Origin of the sequence: Pseudomonas sp. L5B5 (assembly GCF_020520285.1) — a bacterium.
GTDB lineage: Bacteria > Pseudomonadota > Gammaproteobacteria > Pseudomonadales > Pseudomonadaceae > Aquipseudomonas.
The window spans coordinates 6434299-6456220 of sequence record NZ_CP084742.1; the positions used below are offsets into that span (position 1 = coordinate 6434299).

Consider the following 21922-nt stretch of genomic DNA (forward strand, 5'->3'; position numbering starts at 1 on the left):
CGGGTTTCACTCAGGCCGGGTTGCCCGGCATCGATCATTAGCGAGGACTTCATCATGACTACTGCTTACAAACGCCTGGACAAGGACAACGCCGCCGTTCTGCTGGTGGACCACCAGGCCGGCTTGCTGTCGCTGGTGCGCGATATCGACCCCGATCGCTTCAAGAACAACGTCCTGGCCCTGGGCGACCTGGCCAAGTACTTCAAGCTGCCGACCATCCTCACCACCAGTTTCGAGACTGGCCCCAACGGCCCGCTGGTGCCGGAACTCAAGAGCCTGTTCCCCGATGCCCCGTACATTGCCCGCCCTGGCCAGATCAATGCCTGGGACAACGAAGACTTCGTCAAGGCGGTCAAGGCCACCGGCAAGAAACAGCTGATCATTGCCGGCGTGGTTACCGAAGTCTGCGTGGCCTTCCCGGCGCTCTCGGCCCTGGAGGAGGGGTTCGAGGTATTCGTGGTCACCGATGCCTCCGGCACCTTCAATGAACTGACCCGCGACTCGGCCTGGAACCGCATGTCCAATGCCGGCGCCCAGTTGATGACCTGGTTCGGCCTGGCGTGCGAGTTGCACCGCGACTGGCGCAACGACATCGAGGGCCTGGGTACCCTGTTCTCCAACCACATCCCCGACTACCGCAACCTGATGACCAGCTACAACACCCTGACCCAGGGCAAGTAAGCCCCCGCAGCCGCTGCCGAGCTCGCGAGGCTGCGACCGGGTGCGCAGCGCCCGCCAATGCGCGGTACCCAGGTATCGCGCAGGCAGGTTTGGCGGCTCGCGCCGAGCCGTGCGCAGCCTGCGGCAGTGGCTACACCTGATGTGCGAGTGCCCGGGATGCCTCTCGCGCCTGCCCGCCATGCTCCAGCTTTTGCGGCTATACCTGCTGCAACCTCTTTCGTGCGATCTTGCCGTCCTCGTCTTGCTGGAGCGCCTCGATGTTTTCCCTGTTCGCCGATCACCCCCTGTTGGCCGCGCTGTTCCTGCTGTTCCTGGATATCGTGCTCTGGCGCGTGATAGGCGCCCGTGGCGAACACTGGAAACTGGCGGTTCGGGTGCTGATCTTCTGTCTCTACAGCCTGATGCTGTTCAACCAGGGCATGAACCCCATGCAGGCCGCGCCCTGGCCGGACGACGTGCCGCTGCACCTGGCCGCCACCGGCTTGCAGATCGGCTGGTGGCTGTTCGGCGCCCGGACCCTGACGGTGCTGCTGGGCACCCTGATGATGCAGCAGGTCGGCCACACCGGGCGGCTGCTCCAGGACCTGATGGGCGCGCTGATCTTCCTGATCGCCATCATCGCCGCCCTGGCCTATGTACTGGAGTTGCCGGTCAAGGGAGTGCTGGCCACCTCCGGGGCGTTGGCCATCATCGTCGGCCTGGCATTGCAGAGCACCCTCAGCGACCTGTTTTCCGGGATCGTGCTCAACACCACCAAGCCGTACCAGATCGATGACCAGATCTCCATCGATGGCACCGAGGGCCGGGTGGTGGATATCGATTGGCGAGCCACCCGGCTGCAGACCTCACAAGGCAGCATGGTGGTGATTCCCAACTCCCTGGCCTCCAAGGCCAAGATCACCAATTTCAGCCGCCCCAGCGATATCCACGGGTTGGCGGTGAGCGTGCAGGTCAGCCCCCATGCGCGTCCGCAGAAGGTCATCGAGGCCCTGGAGCGTGCGACCCTGGGCTGTCGGTTCCTGCTCGCCAGTCCAGGCGCCAGCGTCGCCATGAAGAGCACCAGCAGCGGCGGTGCGGAATACGAGATCAGCGGTTTTGTCGCCAGCATGGGACAGAAACGCGAAGTGCGTAACCAGCTGTTCGACCTGGCGTTCCGCCACTTGCAGGCCAGTGGCATCAGCCTGTTGTCGAGCAACGAGGCCAGCCAGCCAGCGGCCTTGTCCCGGCCCCGGGCATTGCTGGACGCCTCGAGCATCTTTTCCACCCTGCGCCAGGAAGAGAAGGACACCTTCAGCCAGAACATGCAGCTACAAACCTTCCGCGCCGGCGAAATCATCCTGCCGGCCGGCGAGGTCAGCGATCATCTGTTCATCATCGAATCCGGTGTGGTGTCGGTGACCATGCAACGCGAAGGGGCGCCGTTCGAGGCCGGGCGCATGGGGCCGGGCGAGGTGATCGGCGAAGCCGGCGTGGTATCCGAGGAAGCGACCCAGGCCCAGTTCTCGGCCAAGACCTTCTGCAGCCTGTATCGCATCGACAACGAGTTCCTCAAGCCGTGCCTGGATGCTCGCCACGACATCAACGACGCCATGAAGAACCTCCTGGACTTCCGCCGGCACATGGCCCAGAGCCTGACCCAGGCGCAGCCCAAGCCGGTGCTCAAGAAAGGGTTCCTGCAGTGGCTGCGCAGCCGCACCTGAGGCCCACTCGTGCGGCAGCGGCCACACGAAACCGTGCCAGCCCTTGTAGCCGCTGCCGAGCCCGCGAGGCTGCGCACGGGTGCACCGCACCCGCCGATACGGAATCCAGGCCCACCGCAGCGGCGACAGAAAACACCGAGCATTGGTCTATTCAAGTTCCGCCGGATTGGTCATTGGCCACTGCCATGGGCCGACGTAACTTAGCCACATCCTGACTGACCCGGAGTTTCACCCATGCAACCTCGCCTGGATTTCTACACCGCCTCGCCCGAGGCCCTCAAGGCCATGCTCGCCCTGGAGGCCTCGGTCTCGCGGCTACCCCTGGAAAAGCCCCTGGTCGAGCTGGTCAAGCTGCGGGCTTCGCAGATCAACGGCTGTGCCTTCTGTGTCGACATGCACAGCCTGGATGCCCTCAAGCACGGGGAAACCGAACGTCGCCTGTTCGCCGTAGCGGTCTGGCGCGAAAGCCCGTTCTTCACCCCGCGCGAGCGTGCCGCCCTCGCCTGGACCGAAGCCCTGACCCGGCTCAGCGAGACCCAGGCGCCGGACGCCGACTACGAGTTGTTGACCAGTCAATTCAGCCCCAGCGAGTGCGTGGACCTGACGATGGCGATTTCCACCATCAACAGTTGGAATCGCCTGGCGGTGGGTTTTCGCAAATTGCCCCAGGCCTGAATGCCCTGTGCTTCACTTGAAATAAGCCCGGGGCGTGGTGCCCGTCATGCTCTTGAAGAAGGCGATGAAGATGCTGTCGCTGGCAAAGCCCAGTTCGAAGGCGCTGTAGCCGATGCTGCGGCCGGTGGCCAGCAACTCGATGGCGCGCATCAGCCGCCATTGCTGGCGCCACTGCTGGTAGCCCAGGCCGGTCTCGCGCTGGAAGATGCGGCCGATGGTCCGGCTGCTGGCGCCGACCCGGGTGGCCAGTACCTGCAGTTCCGGTGGCAGGCGTTGCAGGTCCTCCAGCAAAGGTTGCAGGCGCTTGTCCCGGGGCAGGGGCAGGGACAGCGGCTGGTGCGAGGCCGTGCTGATTTCTTCCAGGCACAAACCCAACAGGTGAGGGTAGCGGCCCTGGCTCCAGTCGCAATCGAACGCAGCCTGGGCCATGGGCTCCAGCACCGCGTGCAGCAACGGGCTGACGTCGATCACTGTCACTTCAGGCGGCAGCCGCAGTGCCAGCTCGGGGCAGAAGTACAGCGAGCGATAGTCCACGCTCTGTTGCATCTGGGCACGGTGCTGGACGCCCGAGGGGATCCACGCCGCTCGCGAGGGTGGTAGCAGGCACAGGCGGTCGGCCAGGGTGATGCGCGTGCAGCCCTGGCGGGTGTACAGCAACTGGCCGCGCCGATGCCGGTGCAGGCCGGAGTCGTGATCGCCCAGGGTCGCGGCGACACCGAGCACTGGTGCGCTGAAGGTGTCCGGGTCGAAGTGCGCCTGGGGCTCGAGCCATGCCATGGTTGTCTGGTTTCCGATAGTTTTTGGCAAGAGTTCGATAATACGCCAATAGCGGCTGCCTAGAATCGCCGGCATGTGTTTCCTGCCGAGTTTCCTGCGATGAATCCCCGTACCTTGTTGCCCCTGGCCATGGCCCTGCTGATGTTTCCGCAGATCGCCCAGACCCTCTACAGTCCGGCGCTGGCCGATGTCGGCCAGGCGTTCGGCGTGGCTGCGCAGCAGGCGGCCCAGAGCCTTTCGGTGTTGCTCCTGGGATTTGCGCCCGGGGTGGTGTTGTGGGGCCGCCTGAGCGATCGCTGGGGTCGACGTCCGGCCCTGCTGGGCGGCCTGGCGCTGTATGCCCTGGCCCAGTGCCTGGGTCTGCAGGCGGACAGCTTTGGCGCCTTGTTGTGTTGCCAGGCTTTGGCCGCCCTGGGTGTGGCGGCGGGGTCGGTGGTGACCCAGACCCTGTTGCGAGACCTGTTCCAGGGGCGTGAACTGATCCGCGTGTTCTCGCTGGTGGGCATGGTCCTGGCGGCCAGTCCGGCCATCGGCCTGTTCGCCGGCTCCGCCCTGGCCCAGGCCTTTGGGTATCGTGGCACATTGGCCGGGCTGCTGGTCCTGGCCCTGATCCTGCTGGCCTGGAGTGCCCACTCCCTGCCGGAAACCCGCCCGCCGGCCCAGCCTCTGCCACCCCTGGCCGGCACGTTGGTGCAGATGCTGCGCGATCGCGGTATCTGGCGTTCGGCCGTGCTGGTGGCACTGTTCAACATTGCGCTGCTCAGCTACTACAGCCTGGCACCGTTCCTGTTCCGCGACCTGGAGCAGGGCGAGCGGTGGTTTGGCTACAGCGGTGCGCTGCTGGCCCTGGCTTCCGGTTGTGGTGCCTGGTGCAACCGCCATCTGCTGGGGCGAGGCTGGCACAGCGGGCAATTGTTGGTGCTGGCGGCCCTGGCGGTGCTGGTCGGAGGGTTGGGGGTGCTGGCCCTGCAGCACAGCCTGTGGCTGGTATTGCCGATGGGGGCCGTGGTGCTGGGTTTCGGCCTGGCGATCCCGAATATCCTCGGTTCGGCCCTGGCTGCCTACAGCGATCGACTGGGCAGCGCCGGGGCGCTGTTCGGGTTGTTCTATTACCTGTTGATCGGCATCGGGCTGTTGCTGGTGGGCTGGGCCCAGGCCCTGGGGATCAGCCTGTGTCTGTGCGGCGTCCTGGCCCTGGCGCTGTGCCTGAAGGGCGCGCGTGGCTGATCCTGGCCGCAAGGCCGCTTGCCGTTGATACGTATCAAGGCGCCCGGGCTCGACAGGCTCGACACTCAAGGTCATAGCCAAACAAGGAGGTGCACCATGAGCCAGTACCAGCGTCTGTTGCTGATCGCCGATCCCCAACAGCACCAGTCTCCCGCTGCTCGCCGGGCCGCCGCCCTGGCCCGGGCCAGCGGCGCCAGGCTGCATGCCCTGCTCTTCGTCGAGCCACCAGCACGTACCTACCTGTGGGAGGAGCACCTGGAGGACAGTGAGCGCCAGGCTTACCTGAAACGCCATGAGCGCTGGTTGCAGGTGGAGGCGCAATGGATGCGCGAACAGGGAGTTGAGGTCACCACCCAGGTGATCTGGAGCACCCAGGTGCTCAAGGACATGCTGGACTGCATCGCCGAAATCAAGCCTGACCTGCTGATCAAGGACGTGACCCTGGAATCGGTCCTCAAGCGGGTCTTCGTGACGCCGCTGGATTGCCACCTGCTGCGCGATGCGCCCGTGCCGGTGCACCTGGTCAACGATGCACCGAACAATCTGCCACGGCGGATCGTCGCGGCCGTGGACCCGGCCCAGTCCGACACCCAGATCAGTGGCCTCAACGCCCAGATCATCCGCACCGCCAACGCCCTGGCGTTGCAGTGCGATGCGCAACTGCACCTGTTGTATGCCTACGACCTGATGCCAATGATCGACGGCGTGGCCCCGGTAGCCTCCACGGCCTGGAGCGCCAGTTGCCTGGACGAACTGCGCGACTCCTTGCACAAGGAGTTCGAGCGCCTGGGGGATGCACACAACGTTCCCCAGGAATTCCGTCACTTCATCATGGGGCCGCCGGTGCCGGGCATCGCCCAGTTCGTCGATGAGTACCTGGTGGACGCCGTGGTCATGGGTACCGTGCACCGCACGGGCTTTGGCCGGCTGATCGGCAGCACCACCGAACGGGCGCTGTACTCGATGCCGGGCAGCATCCTGGCGGTGAAGTCCATGGATCGCCAATGACCGCCTACGCAACCCCCTAGCCGCTGCCGAGCGGGCGAGGCTGCGACCGGGGGGGGGCGCAGCGCCCGCCATCGCGGTGTTCCAGGCTGGACGCGCAAGCCCCGGGCAGTCCGTGCCGGACCGTGAGCAGCCTGCGGCAGCGGCTACACGAAGCGCTGCGGGCGTGCCCAGGAAAAATGTAACGGTCATTTTCCATGGCGTTGCCGGCTGTTAATCTTGCGCCCCATGACTCGCACCTCACCCCATCGCCACCACGTTGCCTGGACGCTGTATTTCTGCGTGCTGTTCAACGTGTTCGTCTGCGGCCTGGGTCATGGCCAGGTGGCCGGCCTGGAGCTCAATGGCGTAGGCGGGCAGTTCTGCTCCGCCATGGGCAACCAGGGGCCGAGCGTGGACACCGACTTCAGTGACCAGGCGGGTGCCGGTTGGCTCAATACCCTGGTCTGTCCCCTGTGTTCGGCCGTGACCCTTGGCCTGGGACTGCTGTTTTGCCTGGCCTGGCTATTGCGCCGCCAGCGTCCGCAACGACCCAGGGTCGCGCGGCATGACAAGGCGCCGCCACGCTATGGCTGGCCGCCCCTCAACCCTCGGGCTCCCCCTCTGAGCTGACCTGGCTCCCCGGCGACCCATCGCGGTCGCGTCCTTGCCGTTCCTGGCCTGTTGCCGTGCGCTCGCTCGCGTGGCCACGGGCGGGTGGCATTCGATGGTTTTTTCCGAGTCCGAGACTATGAAGTACCTGTATCGCTCTCCCCGTTGCGCGGCATTGTGCTGCGTCCTGTCTTTCAATGCCCTGGCCGAGGGCACGCTGGAACTGCCGCAGATGCGCATCAGCGCCGATGAAGAGAAAAAGTTCGGCTTGCAACTCGATGCCCAGGGCACCACCGGTTCGCGCCTGGGCCTGACCCCCAGGCAGACCCCGGCGTCGATCAGTGTGGTCGAGCGCCAGCAGATCGAGCAGCGCGGCGCCACCACTACCCAGGACGTGCTGCTGGGCATGCCGGGCATGAACGCCGCCTCGTCACCAGGCATACCGGGGTTCGTGTCCTATCGCGGGTTCTCCGGACCGCAGATCACCCAGCTGTTCAACGGCATCAGCGTGCAGTACGACTCCATCGCCGCACGGCCGGTCGACAGCTGGATCTACGACCGGGTGGAGGCGGTGGGCGGGCCGTCGAGCTTTCTCCATGGCGCGGGTGCCGTAGGGGGTTCCATCAACTACATCACCAAGCTGGCCTCGCGCAGCGAGTCGTTCAACGAAGGACGCATGAGCTATGGCTCCCATGATCGTCGCGACTTGTCCCTGGGTTTCAACCACGCCCTCAACGCCGGTCCGGGCCCCCGGCACTACGCGCGGCTGGACCTGAACCAGAGCACCAGCAATGGCTACATCGATCGCGAACAGCGTGATGCCTGGACCCTGGCGTTTTCCCTGCTGACGGACGTCAACGACCAGCTGTCCCATACCCTGGCCTTCGAATACCAGGATGAGCGCGTCGACAGCCCCTATTGGGGCACACCGGCCCTGGCCCCCCTGGAAGGCAAGATGCAGGTGGACCGCAGCCGACGCTTCGAGAACTACAACGTCAGCGACGGCCGTTACGAGCAGCGGGTGCGCTGGCTGCGTTCGATCATCGATTACCAGGTCGATGATGCCACCTCCCTGCGCAATACCCTGTATCACTACAACGCCGATCGCGAATACCGCAACGTGGAGAACTACGCCTACAACGACGACAACACCCAAGTGGTGCGATCCGGCATCTTGCTCCAGCGCCATGCCCAGGAGCTCAATGGCAACCGCTTCGAGCTGCTGCACCACGCCAGCCTGTTCGGCCTGGACAGCCAATGGTCGGCAGGCGTCGACTACAGCCACAACGTCATGAGCAACTACCCGCTGTCCTTGCCTGGCCCGGTGGACAGCCTCGACCCGGACCGCTTCGACCCCGGCAGCTTCTGGAGCTTGCCAGGGGTACGCCGCAGCTTCGAGAAGAACCGCAGTAACCAGGTGGATACCTGGGCGCTGTTCCTGGAAAACCGCCTGCAACTCACCGAGCGCCTGTCGCTGCTCAGTGGCCTGCGCCACGACCGGATCGACCTGCAAGTGACCAACTACCGGGCCGTCAACGAAGCCAACCCGGCGTTCTTCCAGCGCAAGTACCGGCCCACCACCGGGCGCCTGGGCCTGGTCTACGAGCTGACGCCGACGGCCAACGTCTACGTGCAATACAGCACCGCGGCCGACCCGCCGGCCGGTGTCCTGACCACCGCCAGCTATGGCCAGGTGCGCAACTTCGACCTCAGCACCGGCAACCAGTGGGAGATTGGCAGCAAGTTCGATTTCCTCGAGGGTCGTGGCTCGGCCACCCTGGCGGCCTACCGCATCGAGCGCAAGAACCTGTCCACCGCTGACCCGGCCAATCCCGGCAACAGCCAACCGGTGGGCCAGCAGTCTTCACGCGGGGTCGAGCTGGCCGCGTCCTTGCGGGTCACGCCCAGGCTGCTGGCCGAGGGCAACTTCGCGTATGTCGACGCCCAGTACGACGAGTTCTATGAAAACGTCGGCGGCCGGCCGGTGTCGCGCAAGGGCAACCGCCCCACGAATATCCCCGAGAAGGTCGCCAACCTGTGGCTGACCTATGACCTGACGCCGTCCTGGCAGGTGGGCGCCGACAGCCGTTATGTGTCGTCGATGTACGCCAATGCGGCCAACACCCGCTACGCGTCGGGTTATGCCCTGTTCGGTGCATTCGTCGGGTACCGGATCGATGCCGACACGCGGATCACTGCCCGGGTGCGCAACCTCACCGACCGGGTGTACGCCCGCAGCACTGCGTCTACCCAGCTGTACCTGGGAGCGCCGCGGACCTTCGAACTGGCGCTGCAAACGCGGTTTTGACCTGAACCTGCGAGGTGCCTGAAGGCACCCCGCGCCTCTGCGAGATGCGTGTTATGAAGCGTTACCTGTATCTCTGGCACCGATGGCTGGGAATCGTCGCTTGCCTGTTCATGGCCCTGTGGTTCGTTTCCGGGGCCGTGATGCTGTATGTCGGTTATCCCAAGCTGACACCCGCCGAACACCTGGCTCATTTGCCGCCCCTGGTCCTGGACGAGGAGGGCGCCAGCCTGGGCCAGGTGCTGGTGGCAGCCGCAACCGGGCAGCCACCCACAGGCATTCGCCTGCTTACGGTGGCCGGAGCCCCGCGTTATGTCCTGCAGTACCCGGGCGGGCGCAAGGTGGCAGTGGATGCCCGAAGTGCGCTGCCCGCTCCCCCGACTGATCTGCAACAGGCGCTGGCCGCGGCTCGCCAGTTCGCTCCCGGGGTGGCGGCGAGCGATCGTGGTGTGGTCGAGCAGGACACCTGGAGCCTGTCCCGGGCCCTGGACGGCGACAGGCCCCTGCATCGGGTGGCGGTTGCCGATGCCCAAGGGCGGCTGCTGTACGTCTCCGGCAGCACTGGCGAAGTGGTGCGCGATGCCACGGCCAATGAGCGCGCCTGGAACTGGATCGGTGCCTGGCTGCACTGGTTGTATGCCCTGCGAGGTATCGGCATCGATGGCGCCTGGGGGCCGATCGTCATTTACCTGTCCCTGGGGGCGACGCTGATGGCGGTGCTCGGCCTGGCGGTCGGGGTGCTGCGCTGGCGCTTCGGGCGGCCTTATCGCAACGGCTCGCACTCACCCTACCAGGGCTTCGCCCGTTGGCATCATGTGGGCGGCCTGCTGTTCGGGGTGCTGGTCATTACCTGGGTTTTCAGCGGGCTGATGTCGATGAATCCGTGGAAGGTCTTCAGCAGTGCCCGGCCGCTGTCGCTGGCGGCATACCAGGGGGCGGCGCTCGACGCGGCGGCCTTTCCCTTGAGTGCCCGCCAGGCCCTGCAGCGTTTTGCCGATGACGGGCTACGTGTGCGGGAGCTGGAGTGGCGGATGATCGCCGGCCGGGGTTATGTGATCGGTTTCGACGGCGCCGGGCACACACGAATCCTGGACATGACCACCGACCGGGTCCTGCACCAGTTTGCCCCGCAGACCCTGCAACAGGCGGCCCAGGCCATGGCTCCCGAGTGGGCGGTGCAGGCCGAGCAACTTCAGGCCTACGACTTCTATTACTACGCCCGGGAGCCCCAGAGCATGCTCGGTCACCTGGAGCAGCGCCTGCCGGTGCTGCGACTGCGTTTTGATGATCCGGCGCGTACCTGGTTGCACCTGGACCTCTACACCGGCGCGGTGGTGGGGCAGCTGGATCAGCCACGGCGAGCTTCGCGCTGGCTGTTCGCCCTGCTGCACAGCTGGGACTGGTTGCCACTGCTGGGCAACCGGCCCCTGTGGGACGTGTGGATGCTGCTGTTCAGCGCCGGCGGTTTGCTGATCAGCGTCAGCGGCGTGGTGCTGGGCTGGCGGCGCCTGGGCCGGTCGCTGCGGCCCGGGCGCCGCCAGGGAGACCGGGGATGAATACACCGACCTGGATCAATGCCTTGGGATATTTACGCCCTGGCCGGCGAATTTCGTCACCGATTCGCCAGGCAGCGGTGATAATGCCCGCCCCTTTCTTCAGCCAGTGGAGCCCATCGCGCCATGTTCGTCATCACCCCCCAGGACCCTGAGCTCTACCGTCGGCAAACCCGCCGCAGCACCCTGATCATCGCGCTGGTGTTCATTGCCCTGGCCATGCTGTTTGCCAGCACCGCCGTGGCGCTGTTCGGCCAGAGCGGCGGTGACAACCTGGTCTGGAACGCCTTGGGGGTCGGCGTGGGCTTGCTGGTCTGCGCGGCCCTGGTGCGTTGTGTGTTCTGGCAGCAACCGTGGATGGCGGCGGCGGTCTATGGCTGGCGCCTCAAGCGCAGCCTGATGCGGGTGACCAACGTCATGCACCAGGTCACGGCCGGGGTTGCCGCCGGTGACCCGGCGGCCCTCAAGCTGCTGCGTTTCTATCATCTGGGGCTGGCCCAGATGCATCAGCTGGACGCCAACTCCAGCGCCCATGGGCAGATGCTCGGCGAGGTGGAGCGGCACCTGGCGCTGCTGGCAGAAAAGGACATCGACCCGCAGCAGGAGCGCCTGGACGCGCAGTGGCTGGAAGCGGTCAAGGCGCATCGGCCGCGCTGAGGTCGGCGGTTTCACGCTCTGACTCGTTGCCGTCGAGGTAGCGCCAGAGGGCCTCGGCCATTTCATTGGCTTGGCCACTCTGGCCGAACAGTGCCTGGCCCATCTCCAGGCCCAGTTGCCGGTAGCTTTCGAACTGCGCTTCGTCGAAGAACTGGTCCACGGTGCTCTGGTGGGGAAAGCCCGGGTTGTTGCGGGCGTAATTGAGCACGTCAGGGGCCAGCCGGGCGATCAGGCGTGGCTTGAGTACCAGGATCCGGCAATGGGGCTGGGCCGCCATGCCCGCCTCGCATCCCGCTGCACGGGCATGCACGTTGAGCAGCAGTGCGCACTGGCGGCTGGCGGTCGTCGCCGGCTGGCGGAACTCCTCCTGGCTGGCGAACAGCGCCTTGAGCTGCGGATGCTGGAGCACGCCCGGGTCCTCGCGGATTTCCAGGGCCTGGTCGATACGGGCCAGGCGCACCAGGTTGGCCAGGTCGTCGAAGCGGTAGTCCGGATCGCAGCCACTGTCGCAGGTCACGATCAGCCGGACCTGGCGATCCCGGCGCAGCAGCTCGTAGGTGGCGGTGTTCTCGAAGTGCCCGCCGTCGGACAGGTACTGGTAGTCGCGGCGGTAGCCGTGGAATCGCGCCGTCAGCTCATAGAACAGATAGGCCTGGGTGCTGTAGTACGTCCAGGGCTTGAGGTCCTGGCGGACCCAATGCTGCTGGCCAGGGTCGAGGAAGCGGCTGGGCCACCAGATCCCCAGGCGTATGTTGGCCAGCCCCAGCACCAGTGACATGCCCAGGCTGGTGGCCCGGCCCAGGCCGGTGCTGAAGGCGGCGCCCGAGACGCCGATCCACTGGCCCAGGCTCAGGGGCAGCATGATTTCCGAGGCCGGTGCCTGGCGCAGGTCGCGGCGGTAGGGCTTGCCGTCCAGGGTGTAGCCTTCGGCCGGACCGTCGCAGGGCATGCAGGTACCGTCCAGGGCGGGGGCCCAGTTGGGGGCGATGCACAGCGGCTGGCCCTTGCGATCGCGCTGGACCAGCTGTTCGGCGGGGTCCACCGTCAGGTTCATGGTGATGTTGATCAGGTGCACCGGCCCGGCGCTGGGGGTGGCGTAGTACTGCTGCAGTGACAGGTCGTCGCTGGACATCGGTTCGGCGACGCTCAGGTAGGTACGGCGTTGCTGCGCCGGACCGTTGAAGCGCCGGCCATTGGACGCCCCGAGATAGGCCCGGGTCAGCCGCGCGCTGTAAAAGGCCTGCAGCGACGACGTATTGAGAAAACCGATGAAACGCCCGCTGGCACAGACCAGCAGTGCCGCCAGCAGGCTCAGGGCCAGGAGGCGCCAGGCCGCCGCCGAGTCATAGGCCACCACGCCACCGTCGTGGGCCACCCACTGCACCAGCAACGCCCAACACAGGCACAGCAGGGTCAGCAGCAGGCCACCGGCAATCAGTGCCAGCACGTCCAGGGGCAGCTTGCGCATCCAGCCCGGCAGCGGTTTTTCGTCCTTGAGCAGCACCAGGCGGCGGACCAGCCACAGGACCCCCACCAGCAATGCCATGGCCCCCAGGGCCCGATACGCCTGCAGGTAGCCGTACAGCAGCTGCGCGCCACTCACCAGCAGGGCGAGGAACGCCAGGCCCGTGACCGCGACCATGGCCCGGCCCAGGGCGCGGGTGATCTGGACCCGGTAGTTGCGCACGCAGTTCTGGCACCGGCTGTCCTTGCCCGGGTCGCGGTTGTTCGCCAGGCTGCGCACCAGCCGGCGAGTGATCAGCAACGCGTTGCTGCCGATCAGGGCCCCAGCCAGGGCCAGGCCGCCCGCCGCCTGCCACTGGGCCACGCCATAGGCCAGGCCGCCGGCCAGCCACAGGCCGGCGACGATCGCCAGCAGGCTGCGGTAAGCGGCGTTGGCCAGTTGGGGGGGCTGGTCCAGGTCGCCGCGGGGGATCACCAGCCAGTACGCCACGGCGCAGGGCAGGGCGAAGAGCAGGGCGGCCATCAGCGGCCAGAGCAGCAGGCTGCTGTGGCTCAGCACCTGGAACAGGCTCAGCAGGCTGAGCACCAGCAGGATCGGCAGGCCGAGCATGGCGTGCAGCGACAGCCAGTTGCGCCAGGTCATGGCCAGGGCATACAGCATGTCGCCGGCGCCGGTGGGCGTCAGGTAGCGGCCGTTTTCCCGCAGCCAGGCCGCTGGGCCCTGGCCTACCGGGCGCTCGGCGTAATCGACACCGGTGCTGATGCGTCCCGGCGGTTCGTAGCGCAGGGTCTGGTAGGCGTCGCGTGCCGCCTGGCCCACCGGGTCCTGGGCGTCCGCGGGCCGCAAGCGGCCAGGCAGGAACAGGCTGGAGAAGAAGCTGCCGGTGTAGCCGCCGCCACTGACCGTGGACAGGTAGTCGAAGCGCGACAGCAGGCTGTTCTCCCGGGCGCTTTGCCCAGGTTGCGCAGCACCGTCGGCAGGGGTGCCGGGGGCCGGAGCCCGCGCCATCGCCTGCAGGACCCCGAGGCAGAAGGTGGCGCTGCGGATGCCGCCACCGGACAGCGCCAGTCCCCAGTTGGCGGCTTCGGGCTGCTGGTGCAGGCTCAGGCGCCTGAAGCGAATGCGTTGCTGTTCGATCAGGTAGGGGGTGTCGGCGGATGTCATGGGCCTTCCTTGGGAGCACGGGGCGCGCTGGGCCGGGCATGCCGGCGAGCGCCCAGCAGGATACCGGATGCGCTGGCCGGGGTATGCAACCGGGCGCGGGGACGCCATGGTGCGCTGCAGTCAGGGAGCGCAGCAGGCGGTGTAGCCGTGTACGGGATGCAAGCAGCGCTGCCGTGGCATGCGCCTGGCGCATTGAAGCGGGTTGGCCGGTTATAACGTTAGATTTTATTCATATAAATGGTCATAAGCTTTAGCCGCTATGCTGCCGCCAGTTTTTCACCTGGCCGCGTGATGTGTAGGGCTTTATTTGATGGATGTGGGTAATTTCGGTTTTGTCGTCGCAGGCCTGATCGTCGGGTTCATCGTGGGTATGACAGGGGTGGGGGGCGGTTCGTTGATGACCCCGATCCTGCTGTGGTTCGGGATCAATCCAGCCACGGCCGTGGGCACCGACCTGCTGTATGCCGCCATTACCAAGTCCGGTGGCGTGCTGGTGCATCAGAAGCATCGCAACATCGATTGGCGCATCACCGGCTGGCTGACCCTGGGCAGCGTGCCGGCGGTGCTGCTGACCCTGTGGTTCCTGAAGAACCTGCACACCGATCCCCAGTCCCTCAATGCGGTGATCAAGCAGGGGCTGGGGGTGGTCCTGCTGCTGACGGCCCTGGCCATCGTGTTCAAGAAAAGGCTCATGGCCTTCGCCCAGCGCCATGGCGGCGACTACCGGCCAAGCCCCAGGGGCCTCAAACTCCTCACCGTGGTGACCGGGTTGATCCTGGGCTGCATGGTTGCCCTGACGTCCATCGGCGCCGGGGCCCTGGGCACCGTGGCGCTGTTCCTGCTCTATCCGTTCCTGGCGACCAAGCGCCTGGTGGGCACCGAGATCGCCCATGCCGTGCCACTGACCCTGGTGGCGGGCCTGGGCCACGCCAGCATGGGCAACATGGATTGGCACCTGCTGGGTTTCCTGCTGATGGGGTCGCTGCCAGGCATCTGGCTCGGCAGCCACATGACCGGCCGGATCTCCGATGAGATCCTGCGTCCGTGCCTGGCGGTTATGCTGTTTTCCATCGGCTACAAGCTGGCGTTCTGACCTTTAGCGCCGGGCACCCGTCATGCCGCACCCCGTCTCTCTCAGGTCAAGGTCGCTTCGATCACCAGGACGTTGGCCGATGGGGTGCGGACGTTGAACTGGCGCCAGGGGCTGATGGTGGCACCCGACTCGATCAGAACCTCCTGTTCATTTTCCATGCCTGCCCCGCCTTTGCGGTAGATCACCGCTTTTTTGTTGCCATAAGGAGCTTCCAGGATCCATATCGCGGGGGCAGGGTTGGGGGCAGGCAGCAGGTCGTTGTAGGCATGCCAGGCGGCTATCTGTGGGCAGAGCGAGGTCGATAACGGACGGTTGGTGACGAAGGATTCGACATCATTTGGCCCGCAGGAGCCACCGTGGAACAGCACCTGGCGGGGAGCCAGGAGTTTGCCGTGGCGCCTGACTTCATCGTTCAACGTCGCCAAAGGAAACTTGTCCGAGCCTTTTTGATACTGCCGCAGTGGCTCGGAATCCTTCAGGTAGGGCATTTCCGACTTGGCCTGCTGCAGATGAGGGTGGGCTTTGAGCTGGCGGTGCAGCTCACTGATGATTCCCGAGAGTGAGTAGTGGTGCAGGGTATGGATGACCAGTTCCCGGGCATCGTTGACTGTCTGCTGTTCTCTTAATGGCTGGGTGGGCCAACCGTTCTGGAGAGCCGCTTGATGCAAGCTGACTTCCCATGGCGAGGGTGGCTCATCGCTGATGGGATAAAGATCGATAAGTGGCAGGTGGCTCATGTGTTTCCTGGCTCGGCAGTCGTTGTCGACAGCCTACCGGATACGCATCATGGGCTGAATGGAAGTTGCGAGCGCAGACATGAGGGAAGGAGGCCTCAGCCTCCTTCCCTCTCTAAAGTCATTGTTGATGGCGTCGCTTCAAGAACCCTTGCCCAGCCACTCCTGCGCCGAGCGCCATAGGCAGATCCCGAGGAAATAGGCCGAGGCGGCCAGCCACAGGCCCATGATCGCCGGGTTGTGCTGCGGGTGGCCGAGAATCAGCAGGGCGCCGCTGAGCAACCAGACGAAGGTGACGATGATGTTCAGCGGCATCCACTTGCGCACCCGGAACGGATGCAGGAACTGCACCCGGGTCGCCGTCAGCAGGGCCAGGATGAAAATGCTCAGCAGGCTCGTCCAGGGGCCCGGCTCGATCAGGTAGAAGCACAGGGCGACCACGTTCCAGGCTGCGGGGAATCCCTGGAAGTAATTGTCGTGGCTCTTCATGTTGACGTTGCAGAAGCACAGCAGCGACGATAGCAGGATCAGCGAGGTGGCCAGCAGGGCGCTGTATTCCGGCAGGGGAATGTAGCGGTAGATGAACAGCGCCGGGATGAACACGTAGGTCAGGTAGTCGATCACCAGGTCCAGTACCGAACCGTCGATGTTGGGCAGCACCGAGCTGGTCTTGACCTTGCGTGCCAGGGAGCCGTCGACACCATCCACCAGCAGCGCCACTCCCAGCCACAACAGGCAGGCCTTGGGCTGGTTATCGAACAGCGCCAGGGTCGCGAGCAGGGCGCTGACCACTCCGGTCGCGGTGAAGCCATGGGCACCCCAGGCTTTGATTCTGGCGATTTGCATTGTCGTGATCACGGGGGCGTCTCTCCGGCGGCTGAAGTACCCGGCCGGTCACCGGCGCGAACACGCCGGCACCCCGGGCCTGGTTGCAGTTATCGACCGGAAAGCGGCGTGGAAGGTTCAGCGCACAGGCCCGGGCCCTGACATTCCTGGGGCGCTGGAGCCATGTCGTGGCGCGATAAATCCACCTTTGTCCAACGTCGCCCGGGTAAACGGTCGAGGGGATTCCTTGAGTCTAGGCGCCACGGCCGAGGCGACAAGCCAGGCGCCACGCTGCCGTTGTCGGCGCGTGGCGTCTGGTCATGCCGCGGTGCTGGGCGTCAGGTTGCGATCCGTTACCTGGCGCTGTCCAGGGCTCCGAGAATGGCGTGGGCGGCCCTGATCCGCTCCTCATTGGGGTAATTCTTGTTGGCCAGCAGCACGATGCCGATCTGCTTGCCCGGCACGAACAGGACGTAGGCACCGAAGCCGTTGGTGGACCCCGTCTTGTTGTACAGCGCGTCGGTCTTGGGCGGCTGGGCCGGGTTCAGCCATTGCACCGGGTGGGGTTCGAGGGCCATCTGCGATGAGTTGCCGGCCATCAGGCGCGCCAGGGGTACAGGGTATGCATAGCGTTCCCAGCCCAGGCCCTGGGTCATGTCGCCTACCTGGTAGTAGCCGCTCTGGGTGCTGGCCAGGGCTTTTTGCAGGGTGTCGTCGAGCTCGCCCGGCTGCAGGTTGTCGGCAACGAACTGCAACAGGTCCGGCGCACTGGTCTTCACCCCGTACGCCTGGGCATCCAGGGGGCCGGAGCCGAGGCGTATCGGCTTGTCCTGCTTGTCATAGCCCAGGGCATAGTGCTTCAACTGGTCCTTGGGTACGTGGATGTAGCTGTGCTTGAGGGCCAGCTTGGGAAACAGCGTGCCCTCCATCAACTGGTCGAATGGCTGGCCCAGGCTGCGGGCAGCCAGGTAGCCGAACAGGCCGATGCTGGGGTTGGAATACTGACGCTGGGTGCCGGGTTCGAAGCGCGGTTTCCAGGTGCTGTAGTAGTCCTGGGTCTTGGCTTCGCCCTGGACTTCGTCAGGGAATTGCAGCGGCAGGCCACCGGCGGTGTAGGTGGCCAGTTGCAGCAGGCTGACACCGTCGAAGACGCTGCCGCGCAGGGCTGGCAGGTACTGGCTGGCGATGTCCTGCAGGGCCAGCTTGCCGCTGGCCTGGGCATAAGCGCCCAGGGTGGCAGTGAAGGTCTTGCTCACCGACCCCACCTCGAACAGGGTGTCGTTGTCCACCGGCTGCTGATTGTCCTTGGACGCAACACCGTAGTTAAAGTAATGTCGCTGGCCGTTGCTCATGATCGCCACCGCCATGCCGGGGATGCCCTGCTGGTGCATCAGGGGGCGGATGGTGGCGTCAACGGTGGTTTTCAATGAGAGGTCGGCGCTGGTTCCGGCCAGGGCCTGGGAGGCGCCGAGGAGCAGCGCGCAGGCGCTGGTCAGGGTCAATCCGGTCAAGGTTGTTTGCCGCATGATGGCTGGTTTTCCATGTGTTCTGATTGTTTTGGCCGCGGTGTTCCAAGCGGCTCTCCGACCTTGGGGGGCTGTTTGGCTACCCCCAGGACACGTGACTCGTGCAGGTTTGCTGGCTGGCAGGAGCGGGCAGGGTGCTGAGCGAGCGAGGCTAATCTAGGCAGTCTGCGTGTGATCGACAAACGACGATATTTCGCAGGAGCCATTAGAAAAATTAAGGTATCGGTATGCTTCGTCCTCATTTGCCGTTGAATGCGCTGCGAGCCTTCGAAGCCTCGGCGCGCCATTTGAGCTTTACCCGCGCGGCCATCGAGCTGTGCGTGACCCAAGCCGCCGTCAGCCACCAGGTCAAGAGCCTGGAGACGCAGCTCAACGTCACCTTGTTCAAGCGCTTGCCCCGGGGGCTGATGCTTACCAGCGAAGGCGAGACCCTGCTGCCGGTGCTGCGCGAATGCTTCGACCGCATCGCCCAGACCCTGGGGCGCTTCGACGGCGGACATTATCGCGAAGTGCTGACGGTGGGGGCGGTGGGCACCTTTGCCGTGGGCTGGCTGCTACCGCGCCTGGCGGATTTCCAGGCGCGTTTCCCCTACATCGACCTGCGCCTGAGCACCAACAACAACCGGGTGGACGTGGCGGCCGAGGGCCTGGACTATGCCATCCGTTTTGGCAGCGGGGCCTGGCACGGCACTGATGCGATGCAGCTGATGCAGGCGCCGCTGTCGGTGTTGTGCATCCCCGAGATCGCCCGCCAATTGCAGACCCCCTCGGACCTGTTGGGGCAGACCCTGTTGCGTTCCTACCGCACCGATGAATGGCCGCAATGGTTCCAGGCAGCAGGTCTGGGAGCCCATGCGCTGTTGCCCCAGAGCATCGTTTTCGATTCGTCCCTGGGCATGCTCGAAGCCGCCCTGCAGGGCATGGGCGTGGCCCTGGCGCCGCCCCTGATGTTCGAGCGGCAACTGGCCAGTGGCGCCGTGGAGCAGCCCTTCGCTGTGGGTATCGTCACCGGCAGCTACTGGCTGACCCGCCTGCAATCCCGGGCCGAGACCGCTGCGATGACGGCCTTCAGGGGCTGGCTGCTGGAGCAGATGGCCCGTCACGTTCCCTGAGAACTTCTGCGGCTCCATGGATCGCCCTTGGCCAGGGCCTGGATGCTGGGCACAATGCCTGGCCGTGCCGCGCAGCCTTGGTCGCCGCCAGGGGCATCGAGCCACGAGACGTGAGGGCAGGCTGCCATGTTCAACCAGCAAGACGAACTTCAGGATCCGGACGCCATCCCGCGTCCGGTGTGCGCTTTGCGGATCTCGGCCCAGGCGGAGCGTTGGGAGCAGCCCTGGCACAGTCACCGCAAGGCGCAGTTGCTGTTTCCACTGGCCGGGGTGTTCATTTGTGAAAGCGCCGAGGGCCTCTGGTTGGCCCCACCGCAGTGCGCCGTGTGGATTCCCAGCAGCATCGCCCATCGGGTCCAGGGGCTGGAGCATGCCCAGGGGTACTGCCTGTTCGTCGAGCCGGAACAGGCTCGGGACCTGCCCGATGCCTGCTGCACCCTGGCGGTGTCACCGCTGTTGCAGGAGCTGTTGCGGCGTTGCGCGCAGTTGCCGCAGTTGTACAACCTGGACGGCGCCGAGGGGCGGCTGATGGCGGTGGCCCTGGACGAACTGGCCGTTGCTCCCAGGGAGCAGATCCACTTGCCCATGCCCCGCCACGCCCAGTTGCGCCGTCTGGCCCAGCAGATCCTCGAGCAGCCGCAACGGCGCCATAGTCTCGAGCAGTGGGGCGAACTGATCGGTCTCAGCGAGCGCAGCCTGAGTCGCCTGATCCTGGCCGAAACCGGCCTGAGTTTCGGTCGGTGGCAGCGCCAGTTGCATATCCTGCTGGGGCTCAAGCAATTGGGACGCGGCGACTCGGTGGAGCGAGTGGCGCTGACCCTGGGCTACGACAGCGCCAGTGCCTTCATCCGCATGTTCAAGAAGGCCGTGGGCCAGCCCCCGGGGCGGTTTTTTACCGAACGCCGACAGATCCTGGACCACGACCTGTGAACACGCTTACCCCGTATCCCCTGTAACCGCTGCGGCACCTGGCCGGCCACCTGGGATTTACGAGCGCTACGCGCCCGTGCGCAGCCTGCGGCAGCGGCTACACGAAGCGGCGGTGCGATCTGTAGCCGCTGTCGAGCTTGCGAGGCTGCGCCAAGGCCCGCAGGGCCTTCAGCGATCGGCCGACCGTCTGGGATCTAAGGTCGCTGGATGTGGAATGCCCAGCTTTGGCTGGATTGATCAATAAATTGTCGATATTGACTGATGCAGACATTTTTTCTCTCGAAGATGATAGTGATTCTTGTTTAAGCTCTTTCGAGAGGTGTCCCATGTACTTCGATCACCAGCATTTTCCCATGGTCTGGATGCGTCATGCCGCCCCGGACCCGGCGTTTGAAACCGACCCGTTCCAGCAACTCGAACAACTCATGACGCGCGGGCATGCCTTCGTCTTGTTGAGCGAGGGCATGCCCGATCCACAGGAGCGTGCCAGCGAGCAAAGCCGGGCCCGGCTCAAGCAGGGGGCGTTGTGGATGAAACGCAACAAGGCAACGATCCGGCGCTGGATCAAGGCGATGATCGTGATCGCCCCGGACCCGCAAGCCCGGGCCGGCGTCGAGGCCTTTGCCGGCAATTACGAGAAGTTCTGGGGTTATCCCTTGCTGCACAGCGCCTCGCCCCTGTCAGCGGTGCACCTGGCCCAGCAACTGCTCAGCTCATCACGCAACAACCAGCACAATTGGTAGAGACGAGCGCGACCGTTACTCGTGCTGGTGGCCGGGCCAAGTTTCCGTGGGGAAGTAGGCTTCCAGGCCAGGCTCCAGGTGCTCGATACCGGCCTTGACCCAGTAGCAGGTCAGGCGCGAGTAGTTGTCCAGGTCGCCACGCACCAGGCAGGTGGAGCTGTGTCCCGGCCAACTGAAGCGCAACACGTTGGCCTCGCCCATCACTGCCCGTTCCACCTTGCCAATGGCCGTGGTGGTCTGGCCATTGAGGGTTTTGACCAGGGTCAGGGCCTGGTTTTCGAAGCGGATCACTGCCGTGCCGGAATAGGTCGGGCCACCGTCGGGCTCCTTGCCGATGAACAGGTAATGGCCGGGCACCATGCTGTAGTAGATATGGGGTTCGGGAGCCTGGGCGGCATTGGCGGCCAGGCTGCCCAGCAGCAGGCCGAGAAGGGCAGTGGCCAGGCGGGGTAGAGGTGGCATCGAGGCTCGGTCCTGTGGCGGCAAAACCCTGATGATTCCAGAATTGGCCGCCCGGATAAATGCCTGTTTTGCCGTGGCCCGGTCCCGGTGCCTAGGGGTGTTCCATCACGATCAGCGCCAGGGTGTCGGGCTCCAGGGCCTCGAACAGGTGGGCGCTGCTGGCGCTGTACTTGATGTAGTCCCCGGGTTCCAGGCACAGGGGCTGATCCAGGGGGCCGGCCAGGGCCCGGCCGCGACACAGCAGAACATGCTCCACCGTGCCCGGCGGGTGGGCCCGGGACAGGCGTTGCCGACCGGGTTGGGCGAGCACTCGGTAGAGGTTGCGCAGGGCGCCGGGCGGGCAGTTGTCCAGTAGCGTTGCGGCGTAGGGGGCGTCCTCGGCGTGCACGGTCACGCCTTCGTTGGCGCGGATCACCTTCAACTGCGGTGTGGGCTGTTCCAGGAACCGGGTGACTTGCAACCCCATGGCCATGGCCAGGGCCCACAGGGTCTCGATACTGGGGTTGCCCACCCCGCCTTCCAATTGCGACAGCGTGGATTTCGCCACCCCGGCCCGCTTGGCCAATTCCGAGACGGACAGCCCAGCGTTCAGGCGCTCGCGCTTGATCGCCATGGCCAGCAGGCCGATGGGGGAGGAATGCGGCAGGTCGTTCGTTTTATCGTTCATGGCGTCTATTAAATCATCCTTGAAAGGCTT

Annotated in this window: 20 protein-coding genes; 13 read left to right on the forward strand and 7 right to left on the reverse strand. The window is 65.3% G+C overall.

Translation table 11 applies throughout. The features are described from left to right. Positions 1-54 precede the first annotated feature (54 nt). The 3 genes from ycaC (at position 55) to LGQ10_RS29535 (ending at position 3056) form a co-directional block, all read left to right on the forward strand. A complete protein-coding gene (gene ycaC, locus LGQ10_RS29525; RefSeq protein ID WP_058434703.1) occupies positions 55-681 on the forward strand; it encodes an isochorismate family cysteine hydrolase YcaC in 627 nt (208 codons plus the stop codon). A 257-nt stretch (positions 682-938) separates the two neighbouring features. Beyond that, positions 939-2381: a mechanosensitive ion channel family protein gene (locus LGQ10_RS29530; RefSeq protein WP_226524004.1), complete on the forward strand. Its 1443-nt coding sequence runs from the start codon at positions 939-941 to the stop codon at positions 2379-2381. Between the two features lie 234 nt (positions 2382-2615). Beyond that, positions 2616-3056, forward strand: a complete 441-nt coding sequence (locus tag LGQ10_RS29535; protein ID WP_058434701.1) for a carboxymuconolactone decarboxylase family protein — start codon at positions 2616-2618, stop codon at positions 3054-3056. Between the two features lie 12 nt (positions 3057-3068). Here the strand turns inward: LGQ10_RS29535 and LGQ10_RS29540 are convergent, their stop codons facing one another. Beyond that, positions 3069-3833 carry an AraC family transcriptional regulator gene (locus LGQ10_RS29540; protein ID WP_226524005.1) on the reverse strand — a complete coding sequence of 255 codons (765 nt, stop codon included), beginning with the start codon at positions 3831-3833 and terminating at the stop codon, positions 3069-3071. Positions 3834-3932: 99 nt separating this feature from the next. Here LGQ10_RS29540 and LGQ10_RS29545 point away from each other — a divergent pair, with 99 nt between their 5' ends. From LGQ10_RS29545 to LGQ10_RS29570, 6 genes are all read left to right on the forward strand, one after another. After that, positions 3933-5060, forward strand: coding sequence for an MFS transporter (locus LGQ10_RS29545; protein WP_226524006.1), 1128 nt, complete (start codon positions 3933-3935; stop codon positions 5058-5060). Between the two features lie 96 nt (positions 5061-5156). Beyond that, a complete protein-coding gene (locus LGQ10_RS29550; RefSeq protein ID WP_226524007.1) occupies positions 5157-6068 on the forward strand; it encodes a universal stress protein in 912 nt (303 codons plus the stop codon). A 225-nt stretch (positions 6069-6293) separates the two neighbouring features. Continuing rightward, the gene (locus LGQ10_RS29555; protein ID WP_226524008.1) at positions 6294-6677 is read left to right on the forward strand and encodes a DUF2946 domain-containing protein; all 384 of its coding nucleotides are present in this window, start codon (positions 6294-6296) and stop codon (positions 6675-6677) included. A gap of 118 nt (positions 6678-6795) precedes the next feature. After that, complete coding sequence (locus LGQ10_RS29560; protein ID WP_226526231.1) at positions 6796-8964, forward strand: TonB-dependent receptor; 2169 nt, start codon at positions 6796-6798, stop codon at positions 8962-8964. Positions 8965-9017: 53 nt separating this feature from the next. After that, positions 9018-10517 carry a PepSY domain-containing protein gene (locus LGQ10_RS29565; protein ID WP_226524009.1) on the forward strand — a complete coding sequence of 500 codons (1500 nt, stop codon included), beginning with the start codon at positions 9018-9020 and terminating at the stop codon, positions 10515-10517. A 123-nt stretch (positions 10518-10640) separates the two neighbouring features. Beyond that, positions 10641-11171 carry a DUF3087 family protein gene (locus LGQ10_RS29570; RefSeq protein ID WP_226524010.1) on the forward strand — a complete coding sequence of 177 codons (531 nt, stop codon included), beginning with the start codon at positions 10641-10643 and terminating at the stop codon, positions 11169-11171. On the opposite strand, the gene LGQ10_RS29575 is transcribed toward LGQ10_RS29570, so the two are convergent. Continuing rightward, positions 11149-13800 carry a hypothetical protein gene (locus LGQ10_RS29575; RefSeq protein ID WP_226524011.1) on the reverse strand — a complete coding sequence of 884 codons (2652 nt, stop codon included), beginning with the start codon at positions 13798-13800 and terminating at the stop codon, positions 11149-11151. The genes LGQ10_RS29570 and LGQ10_RS29575 overlap by 23 nt on opposite strands. Positions 13801-14110: 310 nt before the next feature. On the opposite strand from LGQ10_RS29575, the gene LGQ10_RS29580 reads away from it, so the two are divergent. Further along, entirely contained in the window at positions 14111-14893 is a 783-nt protein-coding gene (locus tag LGQ10_RS29580) for a sulfite exporter TauE/SafE family protein (RefSeq protein WP_226524012.1), read from the forward strand. A gap of 41 nt (positions 14894-14934) precedes the next feature. Here the strand turns inward: LGQ10_RS29580 and LGQ10_RS29585 are convergent, their stop codons facing one another. The 3 genes from LGQ10_RS29585 to ampC form a co-directional block, all read right to left on the reverse strand. After that, entirely contained in the window at positions 14935-15630 is a 696-nt protein-coding gene (locus tag LGQ10_RS29585) for a hypothetical protein (protein ID WP_226524013.1), read from the reverse strand. Positions 15631-15768: 138 nt separating this feature from the next. Next, positions 15769-16485: a phosphatidylcholine synthase gene (pcsA, locus tag LGQ10_RS29590; protein WP_058434219.1), complete on the reverse strand. Its 717-nt coding sequence runs from the start codon at positions 16483-16485 to the stop codon at positions 15769-15771. Between the two features lie 320 nt (positions 16486-16805). Further along, complete coding sequence (gene ampC, locus LGQ10_RS29595) at positions 16806-17978, reverse strand: class C beta-lactamase (protein ID WP_226524014.1); 1173 nt, start codon at positions 17976-17978, stop codon at positions 16806-16808. 227 nt (positions 17979-18205) lie between these two features. On the opposite strand from ampC, the gene LGQ10_RS29600 reads away from it, so the two are divergent. The 3 genes from LGQ10_RS29600 (at position 18206) to LGQ10_RS29610 (ending at position 20763) form a co-directional block, all read left to right on the forward strand. Continuing rightward, complete coding sequence (locus tag LGQ10_RS29600; RefSeq protein ID WP_226524015.1) at positions 18206-19090, forward strand: LysR substrate-binding domain-containing protein; 885 nt, start codon at positions 18206-18208, stop codon at positions 19088-19090. A gap of 126 nt (positions 19091-19216) precedes the next feature. Beyond that, on the forward strand, positions 19217-20020 hold the full coding sequence (locus LGQ10_RS29605; protein ID WP_226524016.1) for an AraC family transcriptional regulator: 804 nt from the start codon (positions 19217-19219) through the stop codon (positions 20018-20020). Positions 20021-20346: 326 nt separating this feature from the next. Continuing rightward, positions 20347-20763, forward strand: a complete 417-nt coding sequence (locus LGQ10_RS29610; RefSeq protein ID WP_226524017.1) for a hypothetical protein — start codon at positions 20347-20349, stop codon at positions 20761-20763. Between the two features lie 15 nt (positions 20764-20778). Here LGQ10_RS29610 and LGQ10_RS29615 read toward each other — a convergent pair whose 3' ends face one another. Both LGQ10_RS29615 and LGQ10_RS29620 read right to left on the reverse strand, forming a co-directional pair. Then, positions 20779-21225: a hypothetical protein gene (locus LGQ10_RS29615; protein WP_058438411.1), complete on the reverse strand. Its 447-nt coding sequence runs from the start codon at positions 21223-21225 to the stop codon at positions 20779-20781. A gap of 91 nt (positions 21226-21316) precedes the next feature. Continuing rightward, the gene (locus tag LGQ10_RS29620; RefSeq protein WP_226524018.1) at positions 21317-21892 is read right to left on the reverse strand and encodes a helix-turn-helix domain-containing protein; all 576 of its coding nucleotides are present in this window, start codon (positions 21890-21892) and stop codon (positions 21317-21319) included. Positions 21893-21922: the final 30 nt, after the last annotated feature.